The sequence below is a fragment of the Pseudomonadota bacterium genome (assembly GCA_010028905.1).
GTDB lineage: Bacteria > Vulcanimicrobiota > Xenobia > RGZZ01 > RGZZ01 > RGZZ01.
The window spans coordinates 1-10730 of sequence record RGZZ01000138.1; the positions used below are offsets into that span (position 1 = coordinate 1).

Consider the following 10730-nt stretch of genomic DNA (forward strand, 5'->3'; position numbering starts at 1 on the left):
ACGGGGCGGTGCGCGCGCTGGTGCTCACCGCCGCCGCCATCTCATTCGTCTCGCTGCTCGTGGTGAACGGTGTGGTATGGGCGCGACGGACCTGACCTTCCGCGCCGAGACCGGCGCCTTCACCCTCGATGTCGCTCTCGACTTCGACGACGGCTGGACCGCCGTGTTCGGCCCCTCAGGCAGCGGCAAGACCACCCTGCTCGACTGCGTTGCGGGCCTGCGCCGCCCACGCCAGGGGCGCGTCGTGATCGGCGGGGTGCCGGTCTATGACAGCGAGCGCGGCGTCAACCTTCCCGCGCGCCATCGTCGCGTGGGCTACGTGTCGCAGGAAGGGCACCTCTTCCCCCACCTGACGGTGCGCCAGAACCTGCGCTTCGGCTGCCCGAGCGCGCCGCAGGCCGACGCGCCCCTCACGCTCGATGAGGTCGCGGCCATGCTCGAGGTGGGCGATCTGCTCGACCGTCATCCTTCGTCGCTGTCGGGCGGTCAGCGCCAGCGCGTCGCCCTTGGCAGAGCGCTGCTCTCGGCCCCGCGGCTGCTGCTGCTCGATGAACCGCTGTCTTCGCTCGACGTGACCCTGCGCCAACGCGTCATGACCTGTTTCGAGCGGGTGCGCGCGCAGGTCGGTGTGGCCTGCCTCTATGTCACCCACGACATCGGAGAGGTTCTCCGCCTGGCCGATCGGGTGGCGCTGATCTCCGGCGGGCGCATCTCCGGATGCGCGCCGCCATCATCGGTGCTTGCGTCGCTTGCCTCAGCCGACACCCTCGAGCAACACGCCGAAGGGCTCGAGACCGTGCTCGAGCTCGACGTGGCCGGCCACGACCCGGACGACGGCGTCACGCGCCTCTCACTGGGGGGCGATCAGGTGCTGCGGGTTCCGCTGGTGCCACACCAGAACGAGGCACGGGTGCGGGTTGCGCTGCGCGCGGACGACGTCATTCTCGCCATCGGCCCCACCGGCCAGCTCAGCGCCCAGAACGCGATTGCGGCGACGGTGACCGAGATCGTGGACCGAGGCAACGCCCACTACGTGCGCTGCGCCATCGAGGGGCAGCACGCCGTGTGGAGCCACATCACGCCTGCCGCATTGCGGCGCATGGCACTCACAGAAGGCACGGGGGTGACCCTCATCGTGAAATCACACTCCGTGAGGCGGCCGTGACCTTTCAGCTGGCGGGGCCCTTCCCGCACGAGAACGGCGATTGCCCCTACCTGCCCGGGCTGCAGTGGAGCGCCGACTACCTGGCCTCGAAGGGCGACATCGCAACCGCGCCGCTCGAGACCCTTCCGCTGCAGGCCAGCACCTTCGACGATCCATCGGCGACCCTTGCCCAGGCCGTGCCGTCGGCATCGGCGCCCGGGCCAGACAGCCCCTGGCCCGAGGGGCTCGATGATCTCGACGTCTTCGACCGGCTGCTCGCCTCGGGGTTTCGTCGCAACGGTCGTCTCTTCTACCGCACCACGTGCGCCACGTGCGCCGAGTGCGTCTCGCTGCGGGTCGACGTGGCCCGCTTCGCGCCCACAGGCGACCAGCGACGCGCCCTCAAGAAGAACCGCGACGTCACCGTCGAGATCGGAATGCCCGCGTACACCGTCGAGAAGCGCGACCTCTATCAGCGCTTCGTAGCAGCCCGCTACCCCAAGGCCAAGGAAGACGACCTCACCGCCGAGGCCTACGGCTGGTTCTTCGTCGATCACATCGGCAACACGCGGGAGATGCGCTACCGCATCGACGGCAGACTGGTGGGCGTGGGCCTGGTCGACCTCACGCGCGACGCCCTTTCGAGCGTGTACTTCTACTTCGACCCGGATCTTGGGTCACGCAGCCTCGGCACCTACAGCGCGCTGCGTGAGATCGATCTCTGCCGTCAGACCCGCCGCCGCTGGGTCTACCTGGGGTTCCGCATCGCCGGCTGCAAAGCCATGCGCTACAAGTCGCTCTACCGTCCGCATCAGCTGCTCGTTCCGGGGGTCGGCTGGCGCGACGAGGACGAAGCCGAGGCCCTGCTCCGCCCCTGACCCGCGCGCGCCCACCAACGCTGCGCGCCCCAAGCCGGCGCTCGCGTGCAGCGAGGCTGTCGGCCCGCAACGTCGCGCCCGGCGTCAGATCATGCGCGACAGCACCCGCTCGAGAAGCACCCCCGCCATCTCACGCCGATAGGCCTGCGTGCTGCGCAGATCGTCGATGGGACGCACCTCTTCACGAATCAGCGCAACCGCTCGCGCCACCGACGCAGCGGTGAGCCCGCCCTCGAGCAGCGCGGCCTCGGCGCGCGGCGCCCGAATCACCGTGGGGGCCACCGCGCCGCAAGCGATGCGCAGGGTTGAGAACCCCGTCTTGAACCCACCCTGACCATCGGGGCCTTCGCCGCGGGGAACCGCCGTCACCGCCACCGACACCTTGCTGATGGCCTGCGACTGGCGCTGGCCCAAACGCAGGAACCCGCCGCGAACCCCCTCTTGGGCGGCAAACCACACCGCCGTGATCAGCTCTCCATCGGCCAGGGTGCTGCGTCGGGGGCCACTGGCGAGATCGGCCACGCCCACGCAGCGCATCTCTCCGTCGCGCCCCATGATCTCGACCTCGGCCTCGAGGGTGTACAGCGCTGGCACTGTATCCGCCGCGGGCGAAGCGTTGGCGAGGTTTCCCCCGATGGTTCCCCGCCAGCGGATCTGCGGCCCGCCGATGACGGCGCAGCCATCGACCAGGGCCGGCGCGTACAGACGGCAGAAGGGTGAGCGCGCGATCTCTTCGTGGGTGACGCGGGCGCCGAGTCGCACCCGACCGTCGCGCACCTCGATGCCACCCAGTTCGGCGATGGCCGTGATGTCGACCCAGCTCGACGAGGGGATGACCCCGTCCTTGTGCATCACGAGCAGATCGGTTCCCCCCGCCAGGAAGTAGTGCGGCGCAGGCGTCATCTGCACGTGCGCGCGCAGCGCCTCGAGTGACTTCGGGCGCGCCACGGTGATGGTGGCGGGAGGCTTGAGCTCGCTCAGCTGGGCGGTCATGCGCTCGCCTCCGACGCGGCCGCCGCGCCGCTCTCGATGCGTGCGGCGTGCAGCACCGCATTGAAGATCTTGGTGTAGCCCGTGCAGCGACAGAGATTGCCCCCGAGGCCGTACTTCACGTCATCGAGGGTGGGGTTCGGGTTCTCGTCGAGCAGCGCCCGTGCCGCCATCACCATTCCAGGGATGCAGAACCCGCACTGCACCCCGCCCTCGGCGATGAACATCTCTTGTACCGAATCAAGACGCCCCTCCCGGGCCAGCCCCTCGATGGTCACGAGATCGGCCCCCTCGGCCTGAATGGCCAGCATGAGGCACGAGTCGACCGGATGGCCGTCGACGAAGATGGTGCAAGCGCCGCACTCGCCCTTGCCGCACCCTTCCTTCGTGCCGGTGAGATGGAGGTCTTCGCGCAGCACGTCGAGCAGGCGATGCGTGGGGTCGACCCACACATCGGTGGCCTTGCCGTTCACGCTGCACTGCAGGCGAAAGGTCTTGTCGGTGGGGGTATCACTCGGCATTGGCGGTCCTCCAGGCTTCCCAGACGCGTTCGGGGGTGGCGGGGATCTCGCGCAGCCCCGCATAGAGGGCGTCGCGCGACTTCACCGCACCGCGCAGCGCGTGCGCGATGGCGTTCACCACGGCCGGCGCCACCCCGATGAGCGGGGTCTCTCCGAGCCCCTTGGCGCCGTACGGCCCCCATGGGTAGGCGTGCTCGACGATGATGGGCACGATCTCGGGGGCGTCCATGGGCGTGGGGATGATGTAGGTCGAGAACTGGTGGTTGAGGATGCGCCCCTCGCGCAGAAGGTGCTCCTCGACCAGGCCGTAGCCCAGCCCCTGCACCACGCCGCCCTCGATCTGGCCTTCACCCGTCTGGGGATTGATCATCTTGCCCACGTCGTGGCCGCTCACCACCTTGATGGGCCGCACCTCGCCGGTGCGGGTGTCGACCTCGACCTCGACGGTGTTGGCCGACCAGGTGTAGGTGACGTAGGGGTGGCCTTCACCCGTATCGGTATCGAACGTGGTCTTGGGGGGAACCGACCAGCCCTGGGCCGACAGCTGCACGCACAGGCCCGTGGCCTCGCGCACCGCGTCAGTGAACGAGAGCAGCGACACATCGTGACCGGCCTGCGCGAGGGCTTCGTGCATGCGCGCCTTGATCTGGCGACAGCCATCACGCACCGCGTTGCCCGACATGAGCGTGGTGCGGCTGGCCACGGTGGGGCCGGAGTCCGGCACGCGACTGGTGTCAGGCTCGACCACGCGCACGGCCGTCACCGCGCAGCCCAGCTCTTCAGCGGCGATCTGACTGAGCACGGTGAGCATGCCCTGACCGATCTCGGTGGTACCCACCGCCAGGGTGACGGTGCCATCAGCGGCCACCACAACGTTGGCCCCCGCAGGATTGAGATGCTTGCCCAGGGCCCCCAGACCCACGCCGTAGTAGGTGACGGCGAGACCGATGCCGCGCCGCACGGGGCTCGTGGGGTCTTGCGCGTCGTACTCGCGTCGCTTGCGCTCGAACTCGGCGGCCTCGGTGACCCGATCGACCACCTCGCGAAAGCCTACGCTCGACTCGAGCGGGTGGCCCGTCACGGTCACGTCGCCGTAGTCGAGCATGTTGGCGCGGCGCATGGCGAGGGGGTCGAGCCCCAGCTTCTCGGCCATGTGGTCGACGTGCGCCTCGCTGGCGAACACCACCTGCGGTTCACCAAAACCGCGAAAGGCTCCGCAGGGAACCGTATTGGTGCGCACCGCCCAGGCGTTCACCCGCGCGTTCTCGACGCGGTAGGGGCCGCAGGCGTGGATGAGTCCGCGCCACAGCACCACAGGCGAGAGCGTGGTGTAGGCGCCGCCGTTGAGGAAGTAGTCGACCTCGACGGCCTTGATGATGCCGTCGCGCGTCGCCGCCGTCTTGTAGCGGATCTTGCCGGGATGGCGCTTCGACATGGCCACCATGTCCTCTTCGCGCGACATGATGTACTTCACGGGGCGGCCCGTCTTCCAGGCCAGCAGGGCGCACAGCGCTCCGGGCGAGCTGGGGGCGTCTTCCTTTCCGCCAAAGCCGCCGCCGGTGGCCAGCTGCACGATGCGCACGAGGTTCAAGGGCAGCCCGAGCACCGCCCCCACGGCCTTCTGCACGTAGAAGGGGCACTGCAGCGACCCATACACCACAATGCCGCCGCATCCGTCTGGCGTGGCAATCACCCCATTGGTCTCGAGATAGGCGTGCTCTTGATACGGGGTACGATAGGTGGCCTCGAAGACCACGAGCGAGGGGTCGGCGAATGCGGCGTCGACATCGCCCCGGAGCACCTTCCAGTGGGTGTGGACGTCTCCGCGATCGAAGGCGTCTTCGATGGTGAGCACCGGCTCGAGCGGCTCGTACACCACCCGCAGCGCGGCCAGGGCGGCATCGGCCTGCGCGCGGGTCTCGGCCGCCACCAGGGCGAGGGGCTCGCCCGCATGGCACACCTCGCCATCGGCCAGCAGCAACCAGTCGCTCTTGATCATGGGAATGAGGTTCTGCCCGGGGATGTCCTTGGCGGTGAGCACCGCGTGAACGCCCGCCATCTTCTCGGCCTCGGCGGTCTCGATGCGCGCGATGCGCGCGCGGGCGTGGGGCGAGCGCAGCACACGGGCGTGCAGCTGACCGTTGAAGGCGAGGTCGTCGACGTAGCGCGCGGTGCCCTTCACCTTGTCTGGGGCGTCCGGTCGAGGCACGGGCTGGCCCACCACCTGCAAGGCAGGGTGATGGGGAACGAGGCGGGGCGGTGAGACGGTCATGCGTGTTCGCGCGCCAGCGATGCGGCGACGCTCTCCCTCCCTCGAAGCGCGGCGCGGGCGAGCGATGCGGAACGGTCGCGCGCCCCCTGGGCTTCAGCAATACAAGGGGGTTACGAACGCGCGGCGCGTTTTCCCTTCAAGACACGACGCCACGACTTGCCCCAGACGTCAGGCGAGACCCGCATCGATGCGAAGCACGGGGGGCGTATCGCGGGCCAGGGCGGCCAGCTCATCCGGCGTGTTCACGTCATGAAAGGCGCCCCCGTCATCGATGTCGACCTCGCGCACCCTCTGGGGATTGCGCCACAGCACCTCCCGCGCGCCCTGCGCGTGCAGCTCGCGCAGCTGGCCTGTGAGATCGAGGGGAAAGATCACGGGGTGTCCGCGACGGCCCTCGGGAGATCGCGGAACCACGATGCGGGTCACATCGTCGGCGAAGACCTCGCGTACGCGGCGCACGGTATGTGCCTGCAAGGTGGGCTGATCGACCAGGGCGAGGGCGATGCCGTGAAGGCGCGGGGCTGCAGTGGCGTCGTGGGCCGCCCCACCTGTGTCAGCGAGCAGATGCGCAAGTCCCACCGCAATCGATGACTGCATGCCGCGTTCCGGATCGGGGTTCGTCACCACCCAGGCGTGGGGCACGCGATCCACGACGGCCGCGCGCTCGACCTCGCGGCAGACCACCACGACCCGCGCCACGCCCCCCTGCGTGAGCGCGTCGAGCACGCGCTCGACGAAGGTGCGCCCCTCGTGCACGACCAAGGCCTTGGGGTATCCCATGCGACGGGAGGCCCCCGCCGCGAGAACGATGCCGGCCAGTGCTGGAGCGGTCATGCACAAGGCCTTCGCCGATGTCGGTCGACGCCCTCCCCTGCTTGTCGGGCACATGCTCCGCGCCGGCGTCGAGATCAGCTCGACAGAGCGGGCCGCCTTCGCCACGCCGACTTCGAAGGCGTGGAGGAGAGGCGCCCTCGGCGGAGTAGTCTGCGCTGTCATGAAGCGCTTGATTATCTCTCTGGGCCTGGCATTGCTGGCCTTCACCAATGGGTGCACCCCTCGCACCCCCCCAACAGAACCGTCGAAGAGCTCGGCCCTGCCGCCCGTCATCGGAACCCTCCCGCCGTTCACCCTCACCGATCAGAACGGGCAGACCGTCACCCTCGAGAGCCTGCACGGCCACCCGTTTGTGATCGACTTCATCTTCACGAGCTGCACCGAGTTCTGCCTCGACATGACCGACAAGATGCGCGAGGTGCGTGCGGCACTGGGCAGCGGCTCCCCCGTGAAGTGCGTGAGCATGAGCGTCGACCCGAAGAACGACACCCCGGCGCGCCTCAAGTCGTTTGCCGCAAGCCGCGGCGCCGTCGACCCGAGCTGGCTCTTTCTCACCGGCGAGCGCGCCACGGTGGGCACCATCATGCAGTCGCTGATGCTGGCCCCCTCGGGCGACCCCGCAAAGCTGAACCCGCAGCAGCACAGCTCTCGACTGGTTCTCGTCGACGGCGAGGGCAAGGTGCGCGGCTACTACCCCTACGACGATGCCGAGGCGCGCAAGCGCATCGTGCTCGACGCCCGCGCCCTAGACGCCGGAGGCAAGCCGTGACCTACGCCGACCTCCCCCTGGTCAACGCCACGCTGAACGGAATCAGCGCCTGTCTGCTCACCGCGGGCTACGGGTTCATCCGCCAGAAACGCGTCACCGCGCATCGCGTCTGCATGGTGAGTGCCCTCATCACCTCGGTGGCCTTTCTCACCACGTACGCCATCTACCACCTGCACGCCGGCTCAAAGCACTTCGTGGGTCCGGACGCCATTCGCATGGCCTACCTGGCGCTGCTGCTGTCGCACACCGTTCTCGCGGCGGCTGTGCCCGTGCTCGCGCTCATCACGCTCTCGCGGGCGCTGAAGGGCCAGCTCGATCGGCACCGCGCCATCGCGCGCATCACCCTGCCCATCTGGTGGTACGTCTCGGTGACCGGCGTTCTCATCTACGTGATGCTCTACCACGTCTCGCAATGAGGTGCGCCCACGCCGCTCGAGCGCGCATCACCGGACCCGCAGCGACCGCGCCTCGCGCCCGTCACGGAGTGCCGTGCTCTCTGGCCTGAGGGCCCCCCTTCGGCCGCTGGTGCGACGCGTGGCCGCGCCCATTGCGGCGCGCGTGTCGAGCGCGAATGTCGTCTCCGCGGCAGCCATCCCCCTGGCCCTCGCCGCCGCGGCCGCGCTCCGGCTGCAGCTCTACTGGTTGGCGTTCTGGCTCGGGCTCCTTGCGGCGCTCATCGACCTCATCGACGGCACCGTGGCCGAGCTCAAGGGCCAGCGCTCTCCACAGGGCAACTACTACGAGACCATGGTCGACAAGGCGGTGGAGGTCATCATGCTGGTGGGGGCAGCCGCCGCGCACCCCACGGCCACCGCCCTTGCCGTGGGAGCCTGCCTGATGGTGGGGTTCTCGAAGGCGCGGGTCGGGCTGGTAGTGATCACCGACAACCACGACTGGCCCAGCATCGGGGATCGTGCCGACCGCATGGTGGTGTTCCTGACCGGCGTGTTCTTTGCCGGGTGCGGCGCGGGGGAGACCGCAATCGGCATCGCCCTGTGGATCTTCCTCGTCATCTGCGCGGTGGGGCTCAAACAGCGCCTGGCGCACGCGTTCGCGCTCATCGACGGCGCAGAGCGCGATGGAACGCTGCTGCCCTATCTCGGGAAGCCGGCGCCCACAGGGGTCACGCCGCCTTCGGCGGAGCGCCCGGACGGCTCTCGCGACGATACCACTCCATGAATGCAGCCGCGAGATAGCAGATGAACAAGATCTCGCCGAAGAGCTTCATGAAGATGCCGCCGAGCGCCTGATCCTCCATGGGGGTCAGCGAGACGATGCGTGGCGCCGCCGCGTACGTGGGATAGTAGACCTCCCCCGTCAGAACGAGAAAGCCGAAGAGCGGGATCTGCGTCACCGACATGAAGAACAGGTAGAGCATGCGGGGGCCCGCGGTGAGGCGGGGGAAGTCGCGAGACGGGCTCAGCACGGGCCACCACATCTGGATGGCGCTCAGCAGGAACATCACATGCTCGGCCTCGTGCACCTGTCGATCACGCAACGCAAACTCGTAGAGCACGGGGATGTGCCAGACAGCGAAGACAATGTTGAACGAGGCCAGGGCCACCACCGGGTGCGTGAGGAACGCAAACACCGCGCGGGTGGCGCGATTACCGGCCAGCGGCTCGAAGACGAACGACGGCAGCGACGCGAGGATGATGGGGGGCAGCACGAAGATGAGCACCGAGTGCTGCAGCATGTGGGCACTGAACAGGAAGCGATCGCCCGCCTCGTCGAGGGGCGAGCCCACCGCGAGATAGAACAGCACGAGGGCCACGTCGAAGAGCAGAACGCTGCGAGTCGGAAACGGGGTCTCCGCCGCAAGCCGCTTCCACCCCATGCGCACCGCCATGCGATACAGCACCGCGACGGCAAGGATGCCGCCGATGAGGTCGATCTCGGTGTTCCATTCCCAGGTCACGTGCGTTCCACATCCTCACCCGCGGCGCGTGCTGCGCCGCGGGGACGAGCCCCGTCCGCCTCGCCTACTTCAGGGTCAGCAGGTAGGCCACCAGATCTTCATACTGCTGGTCGCTCATGCGATCGCGGATTCCCGCGGGCATCGCGCCGGTGTAGCCGGGAACGATGTACACCAGCGGCTTCTCGATGGACTCGCGGATGTAGGCCTCAGCCGTGTAGTTCGGTCGACGGGTGGCCGCACGCGTGCCGATGCCGTCGAGTGCCGGTCCGGTGTTGCCGCGGGCCGCCGGGATCTCGGTGATGTTATGGCAGGCCGCGCAACCCAGCTCCTCGATGACCACCTTGCCGCGCTTGGCGTCGGCGGGCTGGAGCTTCTCCTTCTCGACCACGACGGGCTCCGGCTTCTCGAGCGCGTGGATGTGCATCAGCGACTTCACCGACAGAATCGACCCCAGCGCGATGAACAGGCCGATGGTGAACAAGAACGTGAGGAAGCGGCTGTCGTAGTAGAGGTGCATGAAGAACATCACGACGAGCGCGAACTTGCCGATGGAGAGCACCGCGAGCGCCGTGATGCCGAGCCACGTCGGAATGGCGTGGACGTAGGGAATGATGAGCTCGATGACCGTCACCACCGTGAGGATGACGGCGATCTTGATGTAGGTGCCCACCGTGGCGTGATCGGCGTGGGCGGCCTCACCGTGTCCTTCGTGGGCGTATGCTGCGTTCTCGGCGCTCATGCCTTCGGCACCCCCGCGTTCTGGAGGATCTCGAGCAGGTAGACCACCGTGAAGATGACGATCCACACGATGTCCACGAAGTGCCAGTACAATCCCGCGATCTCGACGTCCAGGGCGCGCTTGGCGTCGAACTTGCCGTTGAACGAGTAGATGAGCAGCGACGCAAGCCACAGCACGCCGATGGCCACGTGGGTGCCGTGCGTGCCGGTCAGCAGGTAGAAGGTGCTGCCGAAGAGGTTCTTCGAGAGCGTCAGCCCCTTCTCGTGCACGAACTCGGTGAACTCGTAGGCCTGGAAGCCCAGGAAGATGAGCCCCAAGAGCACCGTCAGGCCGCACCAGATGCGGAACCACTTGATGTCGTTGCGCTGGATTGCAGCCAGGGTGAGCACCATGAACAGCGAGCTGGCCAGCAGGTCGAAGGTGCTGAGCGAAGTCACCACCACGTTGAAGGTCTCGTACGGGAAGGGCCCCTCGGTGTGCCGGTGGTGGTACACGAGATACGTGAGAATGAGAGCCCCGAAGAACATGCAGTCAGACCCGAGAAAGGCCCACATCATGATCTTGCGGTGCGGAATTCCGAGGCATCCGACCTCGTGGTCCACCTCTTCGTGGTGGCCGTTGGCTGCCAGTTCGCTCATGATTCTACCTCAGGATTGATTTCGTAT

General features: G+C 67.9%; 12 protein-coding genes. 5 read left to right on the forward strand and 7 right to left on the reverse strand.

Annotated elements, in window-relative coordinates; all coding sequences use genetic code 11:
- The first annotated feature begins 76 nt into the window (after positions 1-76).
- Positions 77-1165 (forward strand): molybdenum ABC transporter ATP-binding protein, encoded by a 1089-nt coding sequence (modC, locus tag EB084_11360; protein ID NDD28852.1) that lies wholly within the window; start codon positions 77-79, stop codon positions 1163-1165.
- Entirely contained in the window at positions 718-2022 is a 1305-nt protein-coding gene (locus EB084_11365; GenBank protein ID NDD28853.1) for an arginyltransferase, read from the forward strand. Before modC ends, EB084_11365 begins: the two co-directional genes overlap by 448 nt.
- Positions 2023-2106: 84 nt before the next feature.
- Here the strand turns inward: EB084_11365 and EB084_11370 are convergent, their stop codons facing one another.
- The 4 genes from EB084_11370 to EB084_11385 form a co-directional block, all read right to left on the reverse strand.
- Entirely contained in the window at positions 2107-3015 is a 909-nt protein-coding gene (locus EB084_11370; GenBank protein ID NDD28854.1) for a xanthine dehydrogenase family protein subunit M, read from the reverse strand.
- Positions 3012-3533 carry a (2Fe-2S)-binding protein gene (locus tag EB084_11375; protein ID NDD28855.1) on the reverse strand — a complete coding sequence of 174 codons (522 nt, stop codon included), beginning with the start codon at positions 3531-3533 and terminating at the stop codon, positions 3012-3014. Before EB084_11375 ends, EB084_11370 begins: the two co-directional genes overlap by 4 nt.
- Positions 3523-5805 carry a xanthine dehydrogenase gene (locus tag EB084_11380; GenBank protein ID NDD28856.1) on the reverse strand — a complete coding sequence of 761 codons (2283 nt, stop codon included), beginning with the start codon at positions 5803-5805 and terminating at the stop codon, positions 3523-3525. Before EB084_11380 ends, EB084_11375 begins: the two co-directional genes overlap by 11 nt.
- A gap of 168 nt (positions 5806-5973) precedes the next feature.
- The gene (locus EB084_11385) at positions 5974-6912 is read right to left on the reverse strand and encodes a nucleotidyltransferase family protein (protein ID NDD28857.1); all 939 of its coding nucleotides are present in this window, start codon (positions 6910-6912) and stop codon (positions 5974-5976) included.
- Between EB084_11385 and EB084_11390 the strand changes: the two genes are divergently transcribed.
- The 3 genes from EB084_11390 to EB084_11400 all read left to right on the forward strand — a co-directional run bounded on the left by EB084_11390 (position 6401) and on the right by EB084_11400 (position 8587).
- Positions 6401-7408: an SCO family protein gene (locus tag EB084_11390; protein NDD28858.1), complete on the forward strand. Its 1008-nt coding sequence runs from the start codon at positions 6401-6403 to the stop codon at positions 7406-7408. The genes EB084_11385 and EB084_11390 overlap by 512 nt on opposite strands.
- On the forward strand, positions 7405-7824 hold the full coding sequence (locus EB084_11395) for a DUF420 domain-containing protein (protein NDD28859.1): 420 nt from the start codon (positions 7405-7407) through the stop codon (positions 7822-7824). The genes EB084_11390 and EB084_11395 overlap by 4 nt, the downstream gene beginning before the upstream one ends.
- Before the next feature lie 109 nt (positions 7825-7933).
- Positions 7934-8587 carry a hypothetical protein gene (locus EB084_11400; GenBank protein ID NDD28860.1) on the forward strand — a complete coding sequence of 218 codons (654 nt, stop codon included), beginning with the start codon at positions 7934-7936 and terminating at the stop codon, positions 8585-8587.
- Here the strand turns inward: EB084_11400 and EB084_11405 are convergent.
- The 3 genes from EB084_11405 to EB084_11415 form a co-directional block, all read right to left on the reverse strand.
- On the reverse strand, positions 8532-9326 hold the full coding sequence (locus tag EB084_11405; GenBank protein NDD28861.1) for a cytochrome c oxidase assembly protein: 795 nt from the start codon (positions 9324-9326) through the stop codon (positions 8532-8534). The two genes, EB084_11400 and EB084_11405, sit on opposite strands and share 56 nt — an antisense overlap.
- A 64-nt stretch (positions 9327-9390) precedes the next feature.
- Positions 9391-10065: a hypothetical protein gene (locus EB084_11410; GenBank protein ID NDD28862.1), complete on the reverse strand. Its 675-nt coding sequence runs from the start codon at positions 10063-10065 to the stop codon at positions 9391-9393.
- The gene (locus tag EB084_11415) at positions 10062-10619 is read right to left on the reverse strand and encodes a cytochrome oxidase subunit III (GenBank protein NDD28863.1); all 558 of its coding nucleotides are present in this window, start codon (positions 10617-10619) and stop codon (positions 10062-10064) included. Before EB084_11415 ends, EB084_11410 begins: the two co-directional genes overlap by 4 nt.
- Positions 10620-10730 lie beyond the last annotated feature (111 nt).